A 21806-nucleotide genomic window follows, 5' to 3' on the forward strand; every position below is an offset into this window, starting at 1 on the left:
GGCGGCCGGTCAGTAGGCGGTAATGTCCGACGTGCTGACGTTGCAGGCGGTCGTGCCCCATTGTTCGCCGATCTTGGAAGATTCCGAGCCGCTCTGCACGCCTTTGTACGCGACGCAGATGGCCGGGGAACCCTTGGTCCAGCCCTTGACCTTCAGGGTGCGGATCTTGGCGATATCACCGAAGTTGCTGTTCACGCCCACGACCGATGCGCTGACATTGGCGACGGTCGTGCTGCTGATGTTGACATAGCGCGGGCCTCCGTTCGACGAGCAGTTGCCGCAGGAGCGGTACAGCTTGCCGATGGTGTTGGCATAAAAGCCGGAGATGTTGACCGTGGAGCCGATTCCGTTGTGCTGGAACACCTTGTCCGACGCGTAATAGGCTGTACCGCCCGAGACGTTCATGGTCTTGCCTGAGCCCCCTTTCATCGTGGCCGCATCCTCGCAGACGTCGTTCCAAACGACCTTGGAGAGCGTGCAGGAGCCGGTACAGTGGATGCCGTCCGCACCTCCGCCAGCCTTGATGACGACGTTCTTGATCGTTGCACCGTCGGTGAGGACGAACACCGGTTGCTGGCTTTCTGACTGGCCGTCACACGAGGTGCCCACGGTCGCACCGCCGTAGTCGACCGTGCCGGTAATGGTGGTGGTGGCCGAGGCGCCGAACGCGCTGGCTGCCAGTGCAATGCCGAGAAGGTATTTGCCGAGTTTCATGGTGTGCTGTCTCCTGGATATGACTTTGTTGTGAGCACCGGAAAGTGTCCCCATCCTGGCGGTTTCGTCTCCGGCTGCAGATCACTCTGGTTTTGCCAAACCGGGAAATCAAGGATGCGTGGTTACCGGTCTCATCCGCGAAAGAGTCTCCTGGAAATGCTGCAATGCAATATCGAAGCGACAGCTGTCCGCCTCGTTTTGTGACCGAAAACACTCCTGCTGAATCCCTTCGAAGGCTGCCGGAGAGTCGGAAAAATGCACGGCGGGTGGTGCAATGCCGCAGAGATTTCTCGCCAGGGATGGAGGCGAGACTGCCGGAGAAACTTGGAGAGCAACTGCAAATGTGCGATGCAGCAACAACACAGGCAGGCAGCGGGTATCGAAGTTTTTGATGTAAGGGAATACGCTTATATTCCCGCGCTGCATCCAACGTGCCCCCTATTCGGGTGGCATGTTGCCGTTCGTCGGAATGTGCCGGAGTTTCCGGCAGTCGGTGTAAGGCAGAAAAGCTGTTTTGTTTTTCTGGCGGACTAAGTTTCGAGGCTTCATGCCGGCCAATCTCGAGCCTGAAACCAGCAACTTTGCGAAGGCCGTCGGCACGCGCCGAGGGAGTCATGCAGATTTTCGTCGGCCGTTGCATTGACCGCCGGTTTCGCTGCGCTCAGATTGTGGCAGCCGGGCAACGTCGGGAGGCTTTTCCGCTTCAGTGCTGTGCCGGGCATTTCAAAGGGGCGAATCCATACAACGCCACCTGATTCATAAATCTGGACATTGAGGAGCCATCATGATCATCAGAATGCTGGGCGGCGTTGTTGCCCTTGTGCTCGCAGCAGGCGTTCATGCTGCAACGGACTACCCGTCCGGCTACACCAAGTGCGCCCAGAATACTGGCGCGACCTGCAGCATGAGCGGTACGCGCAGCGTCGCGCTCGGCAAGTCGGGTTCTTTCGTGTATGCCACCAAGACGGGCAACTTTGCCTGTATCGGCAGTGCCTTCCCGAGCAACAGCTATACGGAGTCGGCGTGGTGTTCATATGGTCCGACGAGCAGCGGAAGTTCTTCAAGTTCATCGACTTCGACGAGCTCATCAAGCTCTTCCACGGCAAGCTCTGCTTCCAGCAGTTCGACGGCAGCGGGCACGATCAACATGACCATTCCCTCGGCTACTGGAACGGTGATCAACTCCGGTACGACCACCATTCCGGCCGGTACGACCAAGAGCTATGGCAACCAGCGCATCGGTGTGAAGAACTCCGTGGGCAACTGTGAGGACGAAGGCCAGATTCCTGTCTTCCTGCTCGAAGAAGGCGCGACGCTGAAGGATGTGATCATCTACGGCGGGGTGAATGGCTCGGACGGCGTTCACTGCAAGGGCTCCTGCACCATCCAGAATGTCTATTGGGAGGATGTCTGCGAGGATGCGGCGTCCAATCTCGGCGCAGGTTCCACGGTCACGATCAAGAACATCATCGCGATCAGCGCTGCGGACAAGACCTTCCAGCACAACAGCAAGAACAGCACGACGATTGTCCAGGACTCCTATGTGAAGAACGTCGGCAAGCTGTGGCGCTCCTGCGGAAACTGCACCAGCAATGGTGGTCCGCGCAAGGTGACGATCAACAACGTGAAGCTCGATGGTGTCAGCGCCTCGGTGGTGGGCGTGAACAACAACTACGGTGATGTGGCAACGATCCGCAAGCTGCAGATCAAGGGTTACAAGTCCGGCAGTCCCGAGGTGTGTGTCGAGTACATCGGTTACGACAAGAGCGCGGGCAAGGAGTCGACCAAGGTCGGCGAGAAGTGGAATACCACCGCCTGCAATGTCAGCAAGACAGACGTGACTTCGTATTGATCGACCACCCGGCGGAGGGATTGGCAGTCGCTTCGCCGAAGTCAGGCATCAGGAAAGCGCCCTGCGAGTCGGGGCGTTTTCATGTCCGGATCGGAGCGGAGGGCCGCGTTGGTGTGCGGTCGTGGCAAGGTCGGATGCGGCAACTGCGCCCGGTCATGTTGCAGGCGGACACGACCGGCCTGCCGGTTCCGGCGGCAGGATTACTGACTGTATTGCGACGGATTGATTTCGCAGCCCTGGTCGGTACACACCACGCCGTAAATGAAGACCCAGTCCGCATAGCGCTTCTTGCCCTTGAAGTGAAAGAACTCCTCGGGGAAGTTGTCCATCCTGATCGGGATTTCCTTCGAGCGGCTGTGCAGTCCCAAGATGCCCTGGCCATCGGTGCTGCGGATCAGCACCCAGTCGGCCTTGCCGGTCATCGGGTCTTCGTAGAGCCTGCGGATGTGCCGCTTTGCCTGCGGAAAACGCGGGTCACGCAACAGGTCTTCCAGACGCGCCGGCGGAGTGGCGGCAGCGCCCGGGGGCGCAGACTCGAAATAACTCCGGATTGCACGCTTGTACTGGAGACCGACGAACAGGAGCTGGTCTTCCATCTGGCGACGCTGCACGATCGCACCGAGCTGAACGGACGCAGCGGCACTGAGGCTGATGATCGCAATGATGATCAGCAGACCGAGATAGGTGAAGCCGAGCGGCTGTCGGGTGTGGCGAACCATCGGCGTTACCACTGCCGGTACGGAATGCCGTTCAGGCCTATGCCTTCGGACTTGCTGTACACGTCGTAGACATCCACGCCTTCCTGCGGGTCGCTTGCATCGCTGGCGTAGGCGCGAAGGCCCCAGGTTGCCGCATCCGGAAGGCTGGGGTCAGGCGAGAAGGGGTCACGTGGTACACGGCGCAGGAAGAACATGCGTTGCCCCTTGGCATTACGCTGGTCGACCGCCCCGGTCACGAGTTCATCGAGCGTCTTCGGATAGCCGCTGCTGTCGATGCTGCGCTGGATGATGCCCTGCTCAGCCGCTAGCCGGTAGGCGTCAAGCGCGCTGCGGATCTCCCTGAGCGCCAGGCGCAACTCCTGCTCCTTGCTGCGCTGGTAGGAAACCTGTGCGATCGGGACGGCAATGCTCGCGAGCAGACCCAGGATGGCCAGCGAAATGAGCATTTCGATCAGCGTGAAGCCGCTCTTGGAATTGCGTGTGCGCATGAAAGTCGTCGAGTCACGGGTGGGCGCAGATTACACCTTGAGTATTAGCTGTGTGTCATGCCGGGTGTCGGAAGTTGGCAAAAGGCACACGGGTTTACAGGTACTCTTGCGGACTGTGCAGCGCAGATTGGAAGTCATGCTGCTTTATGGCAGTCTAGCGTGATGGAGACGACAGCCTGCACAGGCTGCACACACACAAAAGAACATCGACAGGATGCATGAAAATGATGCTGAATCAGGCAACGCGTTGTGGCGCCCGGGCTGGCGCGAAGGGTTTCACACTGCTTGAGCTGCTGGTCGTCATGGCCATCATCGGGCTGCTGGCCGCGTATGTCGGGCCGAAGTATTTTTCGCAGCTCGGCAAATCGGAGCAGAACGTGGCGAAAGCCCAGATCGAGGCTTTCGCGAAGGCGCTTGATACCTTCCGCCTAGATACCGGCCGTTACCCCACGAGCGCTGAAGGGCTGGCTGCACTGATGACCAAGCCGGTTAACGTGCGGACCTGGAATGGTCCCTACCTTGCCAAGGAAATTCCGCTCGACCCCTGGGGCAAGGCCTACATCTACAAGAACCCGGGTTCGCGTGGCAGGGAATTCGACATCATTTCGTATGGCAGTGATGCTCAGCCTGGCGGGACCGATTCGGCCGCCGATGTGCTGAACTGATTCATCGTCGACTGACAGGACGAAACCCTCATGCAGTTTGAGGTTCGTGCGCTTTCGCCAGACAACCGCGTCCAGACCCTGCTGGTCGAGGCCGCTGATGCCGCCTCGGCGCGCAAGAGCGTCGAGGCGCGCAAGCTGACGATCATCAGCCTGCGTGGTCGCAAGGCTTCCCGCCGCAGTGCATCGCGTGGCGGCTTCTCGCTCGTGATGTTCAGTCAGGAACTGCTCTCGCTGCTCGAAGCGGGTCTGAGCCTCGTCGAGGCACTTGAAGGCCTGCTCGAGAAGGAGACCACGCCGGCCTCGCGCAGTGTCATGGAAGGCCTGATCGCCCGCATTCGGGAAGGAGCCCGGTTGTCGGATGCGGTGTCCGCGCAGCCCGAGCATTTCCCACCGCTCTATATCGGCATCGTTCGGGCGGCAGAGCGCACCAGTGATCTGGGGCAGGCCCTCCGCCGCTATATCGATTACCAGACCCGGCTTGACATGGTTCGCAGCAAGATCGTCAGCGCGACGATCTATCCTGCCGTCCTCTTCGTCGTCGGCGGGCTCGTCGGCCTGTTCCTGATGACCTACGTCGTGCCGAAGTTTGCCGCGGTGTACAAGGACAGCGGTCGCGACATGCCTTTCATGTCCCGCTTGCTTCTGAGCTGGGGCGAGCTGCTGGGCCAGCACACCATGCTCGTGCTCATCGCGCTGGCCATCGTGATCTGTGGCGGCGTGTGGCTCTTCCGGCGGAATTCGAGGGAAGGGCGCTGGGCACAGATGGCCAAGCGGATTCCCGGTATCGGCGAGCGCGCACGCATCCTCGAACTTTCGCGGCTTTACCTCACGCTGGGCATGTTGCTTGAAGGCGGCATTCCAATCGTCATGGCCATGGAAATGCTCGAGGCCTCGGTGTCCCAGGAAACGCGGACGCGACTGCGACTTGGCTGCGCCGACATTTCCAGTGGCGAACCCTTGTCGCAGGCATTCGAGCGCCATGACCTCACGACCCCGATCGCGCTGCGCATGCTGCGGGTCGGTGAGCGCTCGGGGCAGCTGGGCGCGATGCTGATCCGGTCAGCCAATTTCTATGAAGGCGAGAGCGCACGCTGGATCGAGCGTTTCTCGAAGGTTTTCGAACCGGCACTGATGGCGGTGATTGGCGGCATCATCGGCGTCATCATCGTTCTGCTCTACATGCCCATTTTTGATCTGGCCGGTTCGCTGCAATGACTGCTTCCCTCATGATCGAAACCGAAACCCTGCTGCGTGCCAGAGAAGCGGTGCTGGCCTCGGGCCGCCATCTGGTGGCAGAGCTTGAAGGCATTACCCGCATGGAGGCGCGTGAGGTTGTGCGTGCGCTGGCTGCGCGGTTCCACTACCCGGTCATCGAGACCAGCGAGATGCTCGATATGCTGACGGCATTCGATCTGATGCCCTTGGGTAAGGCGCAGGGCAGAGGCTGTGCCATCCTTCGCGACAAGTCGGACCAGAAGCGCCTGATCGCGGTGATCTCCGATCCTTTCGATGCAGACCTGCAGGTCTGGCTCGAAAGCGCGACCGGCAAGGCCCTCAATTACCGGCTTGCCCTGCCGGCCGATATCCAGGCCTACCTCTCGCGTCAGGAAGCCTCGATGCGCGCGATTGATGGCCTGATCACCACCGATCCTGCCGCTGCGGCCGACGGCAAGGCGCTGGAGAGCCTGAGCTTCGCATCGGTGAGCGATGCGGCGAGCCCGGCCGTGAAGCTGGTCAACTCCACGCTCTATGACGCCTTGCGCCAGGGCGTGAGCGACATCCACCTCGAGAGCACGCCACAGGGCATGGTGTCGAAGTACCGTATCGACGGTGTGCTCGATCTGGTCACCACGATTCCCGGTGTCGCTCTGGCCGAACAGGTGATTTCCCGCATCAAGGTGCTCTCCGAGCTGGATATCGCGGAGCGTCGCGTGCCGCAGGACGGCAGCTTCCGGGTAGAGGCCCTGGGCCGGGAGATCGACCTTCGCGTGTCGATCATGCCTTCTATCCACGGCGAGGATGCGGTGATCCGGATTCTCGACAAGCAGGCCATGGTCGAAGCACACGGTGGCCTCACACTCGATGCGGCCGGCTTTGATCCCGATACGCTGGCGACCCTGCGCCGGCTGGTGGTGGAACCCTATGGCATGGTGCTTGTGACGGGGCCGACCGGTTCGGGCAAGACCACCACCCTCTATGCCGCGCTGTCCGAGATCAACCACGGTCGCGACAAGATCATCACCATCGAGGATCCGGTCGAGTACCAGTTGCCGGGCATCCTGCAGATTCCGGTCAACGACAAGAAGGGACTGACTTTCGCACGCGGTCTGCGTTCCATCCTGCGTCATGACCCGGACAAGATCATGGTGGGCGAAATCCGCGACAAGGAAACGGCCGAGATCGCCGTGCAGTCCGCGCTGACCGGTCACCTTGTGCTCTCGACGGTTCACGCCAACAACGTCTATGACGTGTTCGGCCGCTTCCATCACATCGGTGTTGATCTCTATTCCTTTGTGTCCGCGCTCAATGGTGTCATCGCACAGCGGTTGGTGCGCATGAACTGTCGCCACTGCTCGGTGAGCTACCGGCCGACGGATGCGGAGCTTGCCGATGCCGGTCTCACGCCAGCTGCGGTCGAGAAGTACGTGTTCATGAGGGGCGTAGGCTGTGGTGACTGCCGGGGCTCGGGGTACCGGGGGCGCAAGGCGGTGGCGGAGGTGCTGACGATGAATCCGGAAATTGCGGAGCTGATTGTCGAGCGGCGCTCGGTGCGGCAGATCATGGAAGCCGCAAAACGCAATGGCACCCGGAGTCTTTACGAAGATGCCCTGGCGCTTGTCGCCAATGGCGAGACCACGCTTGAGGAGGTGCGCCGTGTCACGCTCGCAGCGTAATCAGCGCCTGGTGCTGGGCGTTGGCGTCGACGAAATGACGCTGCTCACGGCTGACAGCGGTAAGCTCCTGGCTTCGGTCGAGATGGCCGCAGGCAAGGATGCGGCCTTGCCGGAGAGTGCCGTCTGGCTTTCAGCGCTGTCCGCCCTGATAGCCAAGGCTGGCGTCGAAGGCGATATCGCGCTTCATGCCACGGTTTCCGATCACTGGAGCCGTTACTGGATGCAGGCGGTGCCGGAGGGCATCGGCCAGTTGTCCGAGTTGCGTGCCTTGACCGCCGCGCGCTTTGCCGACCTTTTCGGCCTGAAACCCGATGCCTGGAGCCTTTCTGCAGACTGGCAGAGCAGCGGGCTCATGCTCGCCTGCGCCCTGCCGCTCGGTCTGGTGGAGGCCTTGCGCGCGCCACCGGGTGAGGCCTGGAAGCTTGCTTCGCTGCAGCCCGCGTCGATCCGGATGCTGGGGCGGCATGCCGGCCGCCTGCCTTCCTCGGGCTGGGCGCTGTGTGCCGGCTCTACCGGCATTACGCTGTTCCAGTTTTCGGGCTCACGCATTTGTCATGTTCGCCACCATCCGACGGCAGTGCCGCCGAGCGTGCAGCTTGCCGAATTCCTGCTCGAAGCCGAGATGCTGCGCCGTGCGGCGCCGCGGGGCGAAGACCTTCACGTCTTCGGTCGCATTCGTGGCAATGCTCCCGGCGTCCAGCTGGCGGGCCTGAAAATCGTGCTGCCTCGCCGGCGTCGCAAGTCCAAACCTGTTGAAGTGCCCTCGGGTTCGGAGTCCTTTGAATTGGGCATGCAGGGAGTGGCGGCATGAAGCCACTGGATATCGATTTTTCCAGCGACATCCGGGCGCCGGACGCCACATCGCGCCGCCTGTTGCTGGTTGCGGTGGTCTGCCTGTCTCTGAGCGTGGCCGGGATTGCCATTGGCATGCACCAGGCATCCCGTGCGCAGGCCTTGCGTGCGCTGGTTGCCGAGCGTTCGGCTGATCGTGAAGCCTTGCGTGAGGCCGCAGTGAATCAGGAAGCGATTTCGAGTGATGCGGCAGAAGCCGTCAACGGTGTCGTCCGGATGATGGCTTACCCCCTGATCCGGCAACTCGCGCAGATCGAACAGCATACCGACGAAGGCATCAAGCCGGTATCGATCGAAGCCGGGCCGGTACGTGCGAACCTGCGCCTGGTTTTCGAGGCCCGATCGCTGCCGCAGGCGCTGGATTATCTGGAAGCGCTGAAGACAGAAGAAGGGTTTTCCGGTTTTGCATTGAGCCGGCAGGAGCCTGCCGGCAGCGGTGATGGCGGTCTCTGGCGCTTCACGCTGGAGCTGCCTCAAGGGGATGCTGTTGCGCGAGCGATCGAACGCGCACCTGCGAAGGAGCGCGAATGAGAGAAATCCGTTTGCCCTCCGGCGCCCGCTTCCGCCTGATGGTGGAGCTGGCCTACTGGCGCCATGGCTGGCGCCTGCCGTTGGCCGCCGTCTCGGTGCTGCTGCTGCTGGGCGTGGCGGCCTGGCTGCCCATCCAGTTTGCGCGGCTTGCTGACGCCAATGCCGAGTTCGATCGTGATGCACGGGGCTCGGTCTCGGGCGTGAAGGCGGCCATGCCGCCCCTGGCGAGCTTCCGCGAAGTGCTTGTGATGCAGGATGCAACGCCGACGCAGTTGCGCGTGATCCATCAGAAGGCCAGCGAGCTGGGGCTCCAACCGGGCCAGCTCGACATGAGACGCCAGCAGGACGGGCAGGGCGTTTTCTCCCAACTGCAGGTAACGATGCCGCTCAAGGGCAGCTATCTGGCGGTGAAGCGCTTCTGCGGTGATCTGCTCGAATACATGCCCTCGGTGTCGATAGACCAGATCTCGATCAAGCGCGACGACACCCGTCCTGACGTGGTGGACGCCCAGATCGCCCTTTCCCTGTGGCAACTGCCGGAATCGAAGCAGGGAGGGCGGCCATGAGTCCGAAGCTTCGCATGGGACTGATGCTGGTCGGTCTCGTGATCGCGGCCTGGCTGGCGATCTTTGGTGACAAGACGCCGGTCAATGAGCCGGTTGCCGCACGCGGCGCCGAGCGTGCCCGTCCGGCGGCTGCGGTCCGGCCCGAAACGGCGGTGCCTGCTGCCGCCGAGCCCGAAACCGATACCGGGCCGGTCCGTCGGCTCCGTTCCCGCGCGGGCTGGTTCGAACTGGCCTCATCCGGCCGGGATATTTTCGCGCCGCCGGTCGTGGCTGCGCCACCTCAGGCGCAGAACGAGGCGCCGCCACCGCCGCCGCCTCCCGAGGTGCCCTTCAAGCTGATCGGCAGGCTGGAGGAGCAGGGACACTGGCGCTATTTTCTGGAGCGCGACAACGCCGTGCACGTGCTGCGGCCCGGAGAGGAAGCGGTCGGTTTCCGGCTTGAATCCGATTCGGGCGATACGCTCCGGGTGACGAACGTGGCAGACAAGACGAGCTTCCTGATTGCGATTGACAGCGACAAGCATTAGAAGAAAGAACATGTACATGGACAAGGACAAGCCGATCAGACTCCTGCCGATTGCCGCGTTGATGCTGACACTGGTTTTGCAGGCGGGTTGTGCCGGCTCCCGGCCGCGCACCGCAGAAGGTGTGGCGGCCGGCAAGTCGGCGGAGGCTTACGCAACGATTCGCAAGGCGAGCGAGGACGATCCTGCCAATACCGCATTGCGCAGCGAGGCTGCCGAGGCGAAAACGCTGCAGGCGCAGCGTCTGCGCCGCTGGGCCGAGTCTGCGATTGCTGCCGGGCAACCCGAGGAGGCGATGGAAGCCTATCGGCAGTTGCAGGCCTTGACCGGTCAGTACGAAGGGCCGGCCTTGCCGCCCGCGAAGCCTGGGGAGGTTGCCGGCAAGGCGGGCGGCGCGGTGACGCTGCCGGTTGCCGAAGCTGCACGGCTTGATGCGCCGAAGCCGCAGCCTGAAGTTCCGCCGCTGGAGCGGCGCGTGACGCTGGAGTTCCGCAACGCTTCGGTTCGCTCGCTGTTTGACGTGATCGGCCGGACTTCCGGCATGAACGTGATTTTCGATCGGGATGTGCCGGCTGAGTTGTCCACCACCGTATACCTGCGCAACACCACGGTGCGCTCGGCGATCGAGAAGATTGTGCTGACCAGCGGGCTCGCCTGGCGTGAGCTGGATGAGCACACCCTGCTTGTGTATGCCGATGACGCCGGCAAGCAGCGCGATTACCAGTCCCTTGTGGTGCGCAGCTTCCAGCTGGCCAATGCCGATGCCAAGTTCGTGGCCAACAGCCTGAAAACGGTACTGCGCTTCAAGGATCTGGTCGTTGATGAAAAACTCAACATGATCGTGGTGCGCGATACGCCCTCGGCCATCGCGATGGCCGAGAAACTCGTAGCCATGCACGATGTCCCGGAGCCCGAGGTCATGCTTGAGGTCGCGATCCTGGAGGTCAGCAAGGGACATTTGCAGAACCTGGGCGTCGCCTGGCCGCAGTCGATGGCGCTGACGCCTCTGGCGCGCAACGTCTCGACGACTTCCAGCACGACCGATACGACTTCGGGCTATGTGAGCAGCTCGAGCACGAACACGCTGACGCTGCGCGACCTCTACAATCTGACGCCGGCGAGCCTTGGCATGTCGATCGGATCCACGACGCTGAATTTCGGCGCGACCGACAACAAGGTCAACGTGCTCGCGAACCCGAGAATCCGGGCCAAGAACCGCGAGAAGGCGAAGATCCTGATCGGTGAGCGGGTGCCCAATATCAGTTCCACCGCTACCTCGAACGGGGTGACGAGCCAGAACATTACCTATGTGGACGTGGGGCTCAAGCTCGATGTCGAGCCCCAGATCTTCCCGGGCAATGAAATCGCGCTGAAGATCGGCATGGAGGTCTCCAGCATCAACAGCACCATCCAGAACTCGAGCAGCGGCACGGTGGCCTATCGGATCGGCACCCGCAATGCTTCAACCGTCTTGCGGCTGAAGGATGGCGAGAACCAGATTCTTGCCGGCCTGATCCAGGACTCCGACAAGAAGACCGTGACCAAAGTCCCGCTGCTGGGCGACATCCCGATCCTCGGCCATCTTTTCCGCTCTGACAGCGATGACAAGGGCAAGACCGAAATCGTGTTGTCGATCACACCGCGGCTGATCCGGGGCAACGACATGCGGGGCAGCGATGACACGCGCTTCGATGCCGGCACGGTCAGCAGCGTGCGTGGCCGTCGCGACGGTGACAGTGGCGGTGGTGGCGGCATCACCGTCGATACACCTTCTCAGCAGCCGGTACAGCAGAGCCAGGGCGCGGGCTATCAGGACGGGCGCCAGCAGCAGGGCAATCCTTCTTCACGCGGCTTCGGAGGTTCGGTTGACTGAGTCGCGCCGCATGAGCCTTCGTCAGCGGGGTTTTACCCTGATCGAAATGATTGTCGCCATGGCCATCCTGGCCTTGCTGCTGACGATTGCGGTGCCGCGCTACTTCTCGAGCCTTGAACGATCGAAGGATGCGGTGCTCATGGAGAACCTGAAGATCACGCGTGACGTGATCGACAAGTTCTACGGTGATACCGGCCGCTATCCGGATTCGCTGGGCGAACTGGTAGACAAGCGTTACCTGCGGCAACTCCCGATGGATCCGGTGACCCAGAGCACCCAGACCTGGATCATCGTGCCACCCGAGCCTCCGCTGCGTGGTCAGGTGTATGACCTGCGCAGCGGAGCCAAGGGGCATACCAGTGACGGGCGTGCCTACAGCGCGCTCTGATGCGCCGGGCTCAGTTCGGTTTGTGGAAGCTCAGACCGTCTCCTGAGGCATCCACCACCACCGTATCCTTCGCGCCGAAACGTCCTTCCAGAATCTGCTTCGAGAGCGGATTCTCGATGTGCTCCTGGATGGCACGCTTGAGGGGGCGCGCGCCGAAAACCGGATCGAAGCCCGCCTTGGCGACTTCACCGAGCGCGGCATCGGTGACCGTGAGTCCGATCTCCAGGCGCCCGAGGCGGCGCTTCAGATTGTCGAGCTGGATCCGGGCAATCGAGCGGATGTGCGCGTCACCCAGCGAATGGAACACCACGACCTCGTCGATCCGGTTGATGAACTCCGGCCGGAAGAAGGTCTTCACCTCGTTCATGACTGCCGACTTCACCGCGGTATAGGGCTCTCCTGCCATCTGCTGGATCATCTGGCTGCCCAGGTTGGAGGTCATCACGATCACCGTGTTGCGGAAATCAACAGTGCGACCCTGTCCATCGGTCATGCGGCCGTCATCGAGCACCTGCAGCAGCACGTTGAACACGTCCGGATGCGCTTTTTCGACCTCGTCGAACAGCAGCACCGAATAGGGCTTGCGGCGCACCTGCTCGGTCAGGTAACCCCCTTCTTCATAGCCGACGTATCCCGGCGGCGCACCGATGAGACGGGCCACCGAATGCTTCTCCATGAATTCACTCATGTCGATGCGGATCAGGTGTTCCTCGCTGTCGAACAGGAAGCCGGCCAGCGTCTTGCACAGCTCGGTCTTGCCCACGCCGGTCGGGCCGAGAAAGAGGAAGGAGCCGTAGGGCCGCCCTTCCTCCGAGAGGCCGGCACGGGAGCGGCGGATCGCGTCCGCCACCAGTCGCACCGCTTCGTCCTGACCGATCACGCGCTCATGCAGACGCTCTTCCATCTTCAGCAGCTTCTCGCGTTCGCCCTGCATCATCTTGGCAACCGGAATCCCGGTCGCGCGTGACACGACCTCGGCGATTTCCTCGGCGCCGACCTGCGTGCGCAGCAGCTTGTTCGGGGCTTTCACATCCTCGCTGCCTTCAGCGGCCTTCAGCTGGGCTTCGAGCTTGGGCAGCTCGCCATACTGCAGCTCGCTCATCTTCTGCCAGTCGCCTTCGCGCCGTGCCTCGTCCATCTGGACGCGCAGTTTCTCGATCGCTTCCTTGATGTGCTGGCTGCCGATCACCGCGGCTTTCTCGGCTTTCCAGACTTCTTCCAGGTCGGCGTATTCGCGTTCGAGTCGTTCGATTTCCTCTTCAATCAGCCCGAATCGGCGCTGTGAGCCCTCGTCTTTTTCCTTGCGCACCGCTTCGCGCTCGATCTTCAGCTGGATGAGCCGACGCTCGAGCTTGTCCATCGACTCGGGCTTCGAGTCGATTTCCATCTTGATGCGTGCAGCCGCTTCATCGATCAGGTCAATCGCCTTGTCCGGCAGGAAGCGGTCGGTGATGTAACGATTGGAAAGCTCGGCGGCAGCCACGATTGCCGGATCGGTGATATCCACGCCGTGGTGCAACTCATACTTTTCCTGCAGGCCCCGCAGGATGGCGATGGTGGATTCCACTGTCGGTTCGTCGACCAGTACTTTCTGGAAGCGGCGTTCGAGCGCGGCATCCTTCTCGATGTACTTGCGGTATTCGTCCAGCGTGGTGGCGCCGATGCAGTGCAGCTCGCCGCGCGAGAGCGCCGGCTTCAGCATGTTGCCGGCATCCATCGCGCCCTCTGCCTTGCCGGCACCGACCATGGTATGGATTTCGTCGATGAAGACGATGATCTGGCCTTCTTCCTTCGCGATATCGCTCAGCACGGCCTTGAGTCGCTCTTCGAATTCGCCGCGGTATTTGGCACCGGCAAGCAGGGCAGCCATGTCGAGCGACAGCACGCGCTTGCCCTTGAGTGACTCGGGGACTTCATCATTGATGATGCGCTGAGCGAGGCCTTCGACGATGGCCGTCTTGCCTACGCCCGGCTCGCCGATCAGGACCGGATTGTTCTTCGTGCGCCGCTGCAGGATCTGGATCGCGCGGCGGATTTCGTCGTCCCGCCCGATCACCGGATCGAGCTTGCCCTGACGGGCACGATCAGTCAGGTCCAGACAGTATTTCTTCAATGCTTCCCGCTGTGATTCGGCTTCCGCGCTGTTCACGCTGGCGCCGCCGCGTACCGCTTCTACGGCAGATTCCAGCGCGCGACGCTGGCCGCCATGTTCGCGCAGCAGCTTGCCGGTCGCACCCTTGTCGTCGCAGAGCACGAGCAGAAACATTTCGCTGGCGATGAACTGATCGCCTCGCTGCTGGGCTTCGCGGTCGGTCAGGTTGAGCAGGTTGGCCAGGTCGCGACCGATCTGCACTTCGCCACCGTGGCCCTGCACCTGGGTCAGGTTGTCGATGGCGCGGTCGAGCGCCTGGCGCAGGGCGGGCACATTCACGCCGGCGCGGGTCAGCAGGGAGGCGCTGCCGCCATCTTCCTGCTGGAGCAGGGCGGCGAGCAGGTGTTGCGGTTCGATGTACTGCGAGTCATGGCCGACCGCCAGGCTCTGGGCATCGGCAATCGCGTGCTGGAAAAGGGTTGTGAGTTTGTCAAAGCGCATGGTTGGACTCCTCTAACGGTCTGCTCCAGAAGTGGGGGGCTTTAGGCCGTGTTTCAAGTGAGGGCAACCGGCAGGTCGCAGATGTCTTTGTCTCCGTGGCTGCAACAGCAGGCGCAGCAGCGGAATTCCAGTGGTACCGATGAGCAGAGGAGACCTTGCATGGCTACGAAACCGGAAGAATCATTCGCCCGCATGCAGCAGAAGAATCTCGAAATGGCAACGCGCCTCGCGCAGATGTCGATCGAGAATTCCCAGCGCATCCTGCAGTTGCAGGTCGAGGTGGCGAAGGAAATTTTCGAGGATGGTGTCCAGAGCGCCAGGCGTCTGGCCGAGGCGAAATCGCCGCAGGAGGCGATGGAGTTGCGCGCCAGCTATTCCCGCCAGACCGCGGAGCGGATGTTTTCCTGCAGTCAGAACATCTCGGCCATTACCGCAGAGGTGCAGGGTGAGCTGGGCCGGCTGATGAGCGAGCAGCTGAACAAGGGCAGCCAGGAAATGTTCGATGCCATGCAACAGATGTTGGCTGGCATGCCGCTCAACAGCAAGGCGGCGGCGGAGGCCCTGCAGCACACCTTCGATACCGCCCGGAAAACCCTGGAGCAGGTCTCGAAAGCGTCCAGCGAAGCGATCGCCTCGGCGACCACCGCCTCGCGCAGCAAGCACTAGGTATGCCTCAGGGAGGAGGAGGCGGCGTGCCCGCCTTTTCTCCCGCCTGCGCCCGGTGCCTTGCCTGGCGCAGGAACTCCCGCAGAAGAGGGCCGCTGTCGAGCAGATGCGCAGCGCCCGGACCATGGAACTCCGGATGCCACTGCACGCCGTACACGAAGCTGCTGCCTTGCCAGCGAACGGCCTCGACCACCTGATCCAGATTCGAAACCGCCTCGACGATCAGGCTGTTGCCGAGTCGATGGATGGCCTGGTGATGGATACTGGAAATGCGGGGCAGGGCATCATGCGGATAGAGCCGCTGCAGCAGTGAGCCCTGCACGAACTCGACCGGATGCGTGTGTGCGTCATAGGCCTCCGCATCCACATGCGCGATCGCTCCGGGGATCTCGGTCAGGATGTCCTGGTACAGACTGCCACCGAAGGCCACGTTGAGCAGCTGGCAGCCGCGGCAGATGCCCAGCACCGGCTTGCCCTGGAAGATGCATTCCCAGATCAGCTCCAGCTCATACAGGTCGCGCACACGGTCGCCGGCCCATTCCGGCCGGAGGGCTTCCTCGCCGTAGCTGGCCGGGCTCACGTCCCGCCCGCCCTGCAGCACCAGCCCGTCAATCGCTTTCACATAGTCGCTCACATGTACCGCGCTGCGGTGCAGACCACCGCTGCCCGAGAGCGTCGGCAGCATGAAGGCGAGCGCGCCTTCCGACATGATCCAGTGCGCGATGCTCTGCTCGAGGTATTGCAGTGTCTTGCCGCGAAACCCGAGCTCGGCAGGCGGTTCAGCCAGCAGACGGGCTGAGAGCCCGATCCGCAGCGGCGGGATCAGGGCGTCTCGCGCCATAGCAGAGCCTGTTGCCAGACGAGATCGGGCAGCGAATTGCGTTCGGCATAGACCCGGCGCATCCACTGCGCGTCGCTGCCTTCATGGCAGGCGCGTCGCAGGCTGGCCAGCAGTTCGGTGGTACCGAGCTCGGCCGCATGCGGGGCGAGGCGATCCAGTGTCTCGAGAAAATCCTCGCGCAGCAGGACCTTGGCCTTTTTTACCGGATCGAGCAGGCCACCGTCAAAGCCGAAGCGCGAGGCCTGGAAGCGGTTGAAGGTGTAGACGGCATACAGCGATTCGTCGATCAGGAAGGGCCGCTCGATCAGCAGGTAGCGGCACACGGTCTGCGCATAGGCCGCCAGCGCGGCCGCACGCTGCAGCGTGAGGGGCGTGTCGCAGATGCGGATTTCCACCGTGCCGAATTCCGGCTTGGGCCGGATGTCCCAGTAGAAATCCTTCATGCTTTCGACCACGCCGCTTTCCTTCATGCTGTCGAAATACGCATTGAACTCAGCCCAGCTCTTCACGAGCGGTGCGCGACCGGAAAGCGGAAAGGCAGATACCGCGGTCAGCCGCGAGGTCTCGAAAGCCGTATCCACGCCCTGGTAATAGGGTGACGCGGCCGAGAGCGCGATGAAGTGCGGGATGAAGCGCGAGAGGCCGTGAAGCAGGAAGATGGCTTCATCGCCGTTCGGACAGCCGACATGGATATGCTGGCCGAATACTGTGAACTGCTTGGCAAGGTAACCGTAGAGTTCGTTCAGTTGATGAAAGCGCGGTTTGTCGAAGATCTTGCGTTCCGCCCAGTGCTGGAAAGGGTGGGCGCCGCCGCCGCAGATCAGCAGATTGAGCCGGTCTGCAGCGGTCAGCAGGGTCTTGCGGACCTCCTGCAGCTCGGCCTGCAGCGTGCTGCAATCCTGATGCACCCCGGTGCTGACCTCGATCATGCTCTCGGTCATTTCCGGCTTGAAGTCGCCCGAGTGCGGCTTGCGTTCGATCAGCGCCAGCAACTCGGAAGCGCCGCCGGTGAGGTCGCCATCCAGGCGACTCACGATCTGCAGCTCCAGCTCGACGCCGAGTGTGAGCGGGCTGGACTGGCTGAATTCGAGATGGCTTTCGCTCATGCGTTTTCTCCCGTTTCATTGGCACGGCGCAGCGCAAACTGCAGCGCGGGCGGTGCGAGGAATTCCATGATCAGCAGTGCAGTGAGCACGACACCGGCGATCTGCGCGCCCAGATCGGGCCAGAGCGCCGCAGTGCGCTCGACCGTGAGCAGTGCCGCGCCGGACATCGGCAGCAAGCCGATCGAAAGCAGCGAAGCCTTGCGTACGGGCAGGGCGCTCGGTCGCGCGAAGGCGAATACCCCGAGCGCCTTGCCCAGCGCGCGAGCCGCGAGCAGGCCGATGGCTGGCACCAGTGCCGTTGCGAACTGGGCGGGGTCAAGCAGCGTGCCGGTGCCGACGAACACCACGATCAGCGACATGCGTGAGAGCAGGCCGAAATCCATCGGCTGGAGGCGACGCTGACGATCAAAGCTGCGGGTCAGCACGCCGGCAGCCAGCAGGCTCAGGACCACCGACAGGCCGAGGGTGTTGGCGAGCGCGACGATCACCACGATCAGGGCAACCGCCGCCAGCGTCTGGTTGTTGTTGCCGGCCCTGATCCGGGCCAGCAGCATGAGCACGGCCCAGGCACCGATACCGCCCAGCAGCGCCGAGCCGGCGAAGAGGTAGAGCGGATGCAGCACGATGATGCTCAGCGGCGCCGCGGATTCCGCATGCTGCCAGGCGTAGATGACGCCGACCACTACGAAGCTGTAGCAGGCGGACAGTGCGGCGAGCATCTGCAGGCGATCGGTGACCTGACCGCGCGACCCGCTGTCCCGCGTGACGCCCAGAACCGCAGCGGGCCCGGTGGCTGACGCGATGGCCGCGATCAGCGCCGCCACGACGGGTGGCTGATCGAACACCAGCATCAGGGCACCGACGAAAACGAAGGCAAGGAGCGACTCGGCCAGACTCGTGGCCAGCAGCCAGGGGTTGCGGCGCAACCAGCCCAGGTCGATGCGCTGGCCGAGTTCGAAAAGGATCAGCGCGAACGCCAGTTCATAGACCTTGTGTGCCGCCGGCAGCAGATCGAGCAACGCCGGATCCAGTCTGGCAAAGCTCAGGGCGGCGCCGGTGGCGACGTAGGCGCTGATGCGTGGCAGGTAGAGGCGGCTCGCCAGCTCTCCCAGCGCAATCGCGAGAAACAGGACGATGCCGAAAGAAATCAGCGGATCAAAGCGAAGCGGCCATTGCGGCAGAAAATGCAGGGCAAGCAGGGATTCCATCGAAGACTCCTCGTGTTCGGATGGTGTTCGGAATGCGATGCCAGGCGTGGAGAGACCGCGCTGGACCGGGCCGTATGGCCCCCGCCGCCAGGGGGCGGGCAAAGGAGAGGGTGATACGGTATCGGGCTGTCCGACCCGGCGGTGCCGGAGGAAGTTCCCTCAGACCTGCCCGGCGGGCAGACTCCGGAGGATGTGACGGGCCGCGTTGTTGCCGGAGCGGACAGCGGACTCCAGCGTGGCAGGATAAGGTGACGAAACGTAGTCACCCGCCAGGAAAATGCCGTTGTTCGGCGTGCGTGTCAGGGGCCGGCTGATGCCGGGGCGACAGGCAAAGGTAGCACGTTTCTCGGTGATGACCTGACTCCAGGCCGGTGCGCGGATGCTCCGGTGCGGAAACAGTCCGGTGAGCGCACGGTGGGTCTGGAGCACGAGTTCCTCGCGCGAAAGCTCGCTGTGCGGGCCGCTCGCGGAGATGACGGCGGCAAACACGTTGCGCTCGCCGGTAAATTGCTGACGGTCGAACAGCCACTGCACCACCGGGCTGCCCGGTTGCAACATCGGCTCGGGCAGGCGGATGTCTTCGTCGTAACCCAGATAGATGGTCGTGATCGGCTCGTGCTCGAGCGCATCGATCTGCGCGCGCAACTGCCTGAGCTCGCCGAAACCCTCCAGCAGCCGGCTGGCATGGTAGGGCGCGGTCGCCACGATCACATGACTGAAGTGCGAGTTTTCGCCCGGATCCCCGTCGAGAAAGAAACGGCCATCCAGTTGGCGTATCGACCGGATCGGTGTGGCCGTGTGGATGACGGCGCCATTCATGCCCAGGAAGACCGCGGCCTGTACCGGCAGCAGTTCGGTCAGATCCACGCGCGGAATCAGCATTTCAGAGGCCGGTGCCGATGCGCCGACCGAGTCGCGCAGCACGTTGGCGAAAACCTGTGCCGAGGCTTCATCCGGCGGGGTGTTGAGCGCGGCCACGCAAAGCTGGTCCCAGACGACCTCCCGCAGCAGGGGCGTTTGCCGGGTCCGCGTCAGCAGCTCGCTGACCGGATAGTCGTCACCGAGTTTCCAGTCCGTTTTTTTCAGGAAACGGATCAGCCGCAACATGGCAAGCCGGTCTGCCCAGCCCAGTTCGCGACTGCGCAGCAGGCCGACGGCCAGATGCAGCGGGGCAGGCAGGCTCGCGGCGCGCAGCGTGAGCCGGCCCGGGGCGTGCAGCACGAAGGGCATGCTGAGCAGGCTGCGTGGCTTTACGCCGAGAAAACGCAGCAGCCGCAGTGTTTCGGTGTAGGCGCCGAGCAGGATGTGCTGTCCGTTGTCGAGCCGCAGACCGTCCTTTTCGACCACACGCGCCCGACCGCCCATGACGCGGGAGGATTCGAACACGACCACGTCCAGCCCGGCCCGGGTCAGCTCGACGGCTGCAGCAAGGCCGGCATAGCCGGCACCGATGATGGCGACGCGGGTGTTCATGTCAGCGGAATGTCTGCGATGCGGTGGACAAGGCGGGCGATCTCAGCTCTTCACCCAGGCCTTCACCGCCAGCCACAGCTTGCGCAGCGGTGTCAGCGAGAGGCGCTGGCTCAGGACCTTGCAGCCGTCCGCCTGGATCTCGCGCAGGGTCTCGCGGTAGATTGCCGCCATGATGAGGCCGGCGCGCTGGCTCTTGCGGTCTTCCTTCGGCAGCAGGGCCATGGCCTGGTCGTAATACTTTTGCGCACGCTCGATCTGGAAGGCCATCAGGCGCTGGAAGTTTTCGCTGTCACGCGCTTCGAGAATGTCGCGCGCCGGAACGTTGAACTGCTCCAGCTCGCTGACCGGCAGATAGATGCGGCCGCGGCGCGCATCCTCTCCGACATCACGGATGATGTTGGTCAGCTGGAAAGCGATGCCGAGGTCATGGGCGTACTTGAGGGTCTGGCGATTCGTGTAGCCGAAGATTTCGGCGGCGAGGAGCCCCACCACGCTGGCGACCCGATAGCAGTAGAGCTGCAGCGCCTTGAAGTCGGCATAACGCGCCTGTTCGAGATCCATCTGCATGCCGTCGATGATTTCCAGCATCTGTTCCTGGGGCAGGCGGAACTGCTGGACCACGTCCTTGAGCGCCCGGCCGACCGGATGCTCCGGCGTGCCGGCGTAGATCTTGCCCACCTCGCCGCGCCACCAGTCGAGCTGGCGGGCGGCCACATCCGGATCCAGTGTTTCATCGACAACGTCATCGACTTCGCGGCAGAAGGCGTACAGCGCCGTGATGGCGCGGCGCCGTTCAGGCGTCAGGAAGCGGAAGCTGTAGTAGAAACTCGATCCGCTCGCGGCGGCTTTCTGTTCGCAGTAGTCGTCGGGGCTCATCTCGGGATGTCCAGTCTGGCAATGGCGGCCGCACGTTTGCCGGCGCGGCGGGCAGGGTTCAGGCGTTGCGGCGCATGCCCAGCGCACGCCAGCCGATCAGCAGCCAGTCCTTGCGGCCGAGCACGGGGCGTTGCCGGAATACGTCGTAATTGACGGCTTCGATGCACTCGAGGATGCGCAGGCCACCCTGCACGACCAGACGCAGCTCCCAGCCGGCGCGACCGGGGAGGTCCAGCGCCAGCGGGGCACCTTCACGCATCATGGCACGCGCACGTTGCACTTCGAAGGCCATCAGGGCGCGGAAGGCGTCGTCCGTCCGCCCGGCAGCAATGGCGGACTCGGTCACGCCGAAACGCTCGAGTCCGTCCTGGGGCAGGTAGATGCGGTCTTTCTGCCAGTCGACACCCACGTCCTGCCAGAAGTTGATCAGCTGCAGCGAGGAGCAGATGAGATCGGAGCGATGCAGGTTGAGCTCGCTCGTCGCGCCGTAGAGGTGGAGCAGCAGGCGGCCGACCGGGTTGGCCGAGCGGCGGCAGTAATCAAGTACGTCCGCGATGTCGGCATAGCGCTTCTTGATGACGTCCTGCGAGAAGGCGTCGAGCAGATCGCGCAGCAGCTGGACGGGCAGATTCCACTGCCGCACATTGCGCGCGAGCCGGGCGAAAAGGGTGATGTCCGGCGTGCCGCCGGCCTCGATGACGTCGAGTTCGCGCTGGTAGGCCGAGAGGGCCGCCAGTCGCTCGCCGGGCGAGGCACTGCCCTCGTCTGCGAGGTCGTCAGCACTGCGGGCGAAGGCATAGATGGATTCCACCGGCTCGCGCAGACGGCGCGGCAGGAGGAAGGAGGCTACCGGGAAATTTTCGTAATGATCGACAGGCATCAGGGCTGCGAGTATAGCCGCAAGCTGCAGGCCATCGGGCATGGAGCTGGGCTATAATCCGCGCCTCTTCGCTCCTGCGTTGCATTCGCGGCGCAGC

General features: G+C 62.9%; 21 protein-coding genes. 11 read left to right on the plus strand and 10 right to left on the minus strand.

What is annotated here, in order from left to right:
* Nucleotides 1-9 precede the first annotated feature (9 nt).
* Nucleotides 10-714, minus strand: a complete 705-nt coding sequence (locus ABDB87_RS09445; RefSeq protein WP_345926316.1) for a pectate lyase — start codon at nt 712-714, stop codon at nt 10-12.
* A gap of 784 nt (nt 715-1498) precedes the next feature.
* On the opposite strand from ABDB87_RS09445, the gene ABDB87_RS09450 reads away from it, so the two are divergent.
* Nucleotides 1499-2566 (plus strand): pectate lyase, encoded by a 1068-nt coding sequence (locus ABDB87_RS09450; protein ID WP_345926318.1) that lies wholly within the window; start codon nt 1499-1501, stop codon nt 2564-2566.
* A 200-nt stretch (nt 2567-2766) separates the two neighbouring features.
* Here the strand turns inward: ABDB87_RS09450 and ABDB87_RS09455 are convergent, their stop codons facing one another.
* Nucleotides 2767-3285 (minus strand): type II secretion system protein, encoded by a 519-nt coding sequence (locus tag ABDB87_RS09455; protein ID WP_345926321.1) that lies wholly within the window; start codon nt 3283-3285, stop codon nt 2767-2769.
* 5 nt (nt 3286-3290) lie between these two features.
* A complete protein-coding gene (locus tag ABDB87_RS09460) occupies nt 3291-3773 on the minus strand; it encodes a type II secretion system protein (RefSeq protein ID WP_345926323.1) in 483 nt (160 codons plus the stop codon).
* 224 nt (nt 3774-3997) lie between these two features.
* Here ABDB87_RS09460 and gspG point away from each other — a divergent pair, with 224 nt between their 5' ends.
* The 9 genes from gspG to ABDB87_RS09505 are packed head-to-tail and all read left to right on the plus strand — an operon-like array spanning nt 3998 to nt 12066.
* Nucleotides 3998-4438 (plus strand): type II secretion system major pseudopilin GspG, encoded by a 441-nt coding sequence (gspG, locus tag ABDB87_RS09465; protein WP_345926325.1) that lies wholly within the window; start codon nt 3998-4000, stop codon nt 4436-4438.
* 30 nt (nt 4439-4468) lie between these two features.
* Nucleotides 4469-5653 carry a type II secretion system F family protein gene (locus tag ABDB87_RS09470; protein WP_345926327.1) on the plus strand — a complete coding sequence of 395 codons (1185 nt, stop codon included), beginning with the start codon at nt 4469-4471 and terminating at the stop codon, nt 5651-5653.
* On the plus strand, nt 5650-7332 hold the full coding sequence (locus tag ABDB87_RS09475) for a GspE/PulE family protein (RefSeq protein ID WP_345926329.1): 1683 nt from the start codon (nt 5650-5652) through the stop codon (nt 7330-7332). The genes ABDB87_RS09470 and ABDB87_RS09475 overlap by 4 nt, the downstream gene beginning before the upstream one ends.
* Complete coding sequence (locus ABDB87_RS09480) at nt 7313-8143, plus strand: hypothetical protein (protein WP_345926331.1); 831 nt, start codon at nt 7313-7315, stop codon at nt 8141-8143. The genes ABDB87_RS09475 and ABDB87_RS09480 overlap by 20 nt, the downstream gene beginning before the upstream one ends.
* A complete protein-coding gene (locus tag ABDB87_RS09485) occupies nt 8140-8715 on the plus strand; it encodes a hypothetical protein (RefSeq protein ID WP_345926333.1) in 576 nt (191 codons plus the stop codon). Before ABDB87_RS09480 ends, ABDB87_RS09485 begins: the two co-directional genes overlap by 4 nt.
* Nucleotides 8712-9281 (plus strand): hypothetical protein, encoded by a 570-nt coding sequence (locus ABDB87_RS09490; RefSeq protein WP_345926335.1) that lies wholly within the window; start codon nt 8712-8714, stop codon nt 9279-9281. The genes ABDB87_RS09485 and ABDB87_RS09490 overlap by 4 nt, the downstream gene beginning before the upstream one ends.
* Nucleotides 9278-9808, plus strand: a complete 531-nt coding sequence (locus tag ABDB87_RS09495) for a hypothetical protein (protein ID WP_345926337.1) — start codon at nt 9278-9280, stop codon at nt 9806-9808. The genes ABDB87_RS09490 and ABDB87_RS09495 overlap by 4 nt, the downstream gene beginning before the upstream one ends.
* 16 nt (nt 9809-9824) lie before the next feature.
* Nucleotides 9825-11678, plus strand: a complete 1854-nt coding sequence (locus ABDB87_RS09500) for a type II secretion system protein GspD (RefSeq protein ID WP_345926339.1) — start codon at nt 9825-9827, stop codon at nt 11676-11678.
* 10 nt (nt 11679-11688) lie between these two features.
* Nucleotides 11689-12066 carry a type II secretion system protein gene (locus ABDB87_RS09505; protein ID WP_345926341.1) on the plus strand — a complete coding sequence of 126 codons (378 nt, stop codon included), beginning with the start codon at nt 11689-11691 and terminating at the stop codon, nt 12064-12066.
* Nucleotides 12067-12076: 10 nt separating this feature from the next.
* Here ABDB87_RS09505 and clpB read toward each other — a convergent pair whose 3' ends face one another.
* On the minus strand, nt 12077-14659 hold the full coding sequence (gene clpB / locus ABDB87_RS09510; protein WP_345926343.1) for an ATP-dependent chaperone ClpB: 2583 nt from the start codon (nt 14657-14659) through the stop codon (nt 12077-12079).
* Nucleotides 14660-14818: 159 nt separating this feature from the next.
* Here clpB and ABDB87_RS09515 point away from each other — a divergent pair, with 159 nt between their 5' ends.
* Entirely contained in the window at nt 14819-15325 is a 507-nt protein-coding gene (locus ABDB87_RS09515; protein ID WP_345926345.1) for a phasin family protein, read from the plus strand.
* 7 nt (nt 15326-15332) lie between these two features.
* On the opposite strand, the gene ABDB87_RS09520 is transcribed toward ABDB87_RS09515, so the two are convergent.
* The 6 genes from ABDB87_RS09520 to hpnC all read right to left on the minus strand — a co-directional run bounded on the left by ABDB87_RS09520 (nt 15333) and on the right by hpnC (nt 21709).
* The gene (locus ABDB87_RS09520; RefSeq protein WP_345926347.1) at nt 15333-16166 is read right to left on the minus strand and encodes a gamma-glutamyl-gamma-aminobutyrate hydrolase family protein; all 834 of its coding nucleotides are present in this window, start codon (nt 16164-16166) and stop codon (nt 15333-15335) included.
* Nucleotides 16148-17272, minus strand: a complete 1125-nt coding sequence (locus ABDB87_RS09525) for a YbdK family carboxylate-amine ligase (protein ID WP_345926349.1) — start codon at nt 17270-17272, stop codon at nt 16148-16150. Before ABDB87_RS09525 ends, ABDB87_RS09520 begins: the two co-directional genes overlap by 19 nt.
* Complete coding sequence (locus ABDB87_RS09530) at nt 17269-18480, minus strand: cation:proton antiporter (protein ID WP_345926351.1); 1212 nt, start codon at nt 18478-18480, stop codon at nt 17269-17271. Before ABDB87_RS09530 ends, ABDB87_RS09525 begins: the two co-directional genes overlap by 4 nt.
* A gap of 159 nt (nt 18481-18639) precedes the next feature.
* Nucleotides 18640-19953, minus strand: coding sequence for a hydroxysqualene dehydroxylase HpnE (gene hpnE, locus ABDB87_RS09535; RefSeq protein ID WP_345926354.1), 1314 nt, complete (start codon nt 19951-19953; stop codon nt 18640-18642).
* A gap of 42 nt (nt 19954-19995) precedes the next feature.
* A complete protein-coding gene (gene hpnD / locus ABDB87_RS09540; RefSeq protein WP_345926356.1) occupies nt 19996-20829 on the minus strand; it encodes a presqualene diphosphate synthase HpnD in 834 nt (277 codons plus the stop codon).
* Nucleotides 20830-20887: 58 nt separating this feature from the next.
* Nucleotides 20888-21709, minus strand: coding sequence for a squalene synthase HpnC (gene hpnC / locus ABDB87_RS09545; protein WP_345927281.1), 822 nt, complete (start codon nt 21707-21709; stop codon nt 20888-20890).
* Between the last annotated feature and the right edge of the window lie 97 nt (nt 21710-21806).

It is taken from the genome of Uliginosibacterium paludis (assembly GCF_039631355.1).
In the GTDB taxonomy this organism is placed as follows: Bacteria; Pseudomonadota; Gammaproteobacteria; order Burkholderiales; family Rhodocyclaceae; genus Uliginosibacterium; species Uliginosibacterium paludis.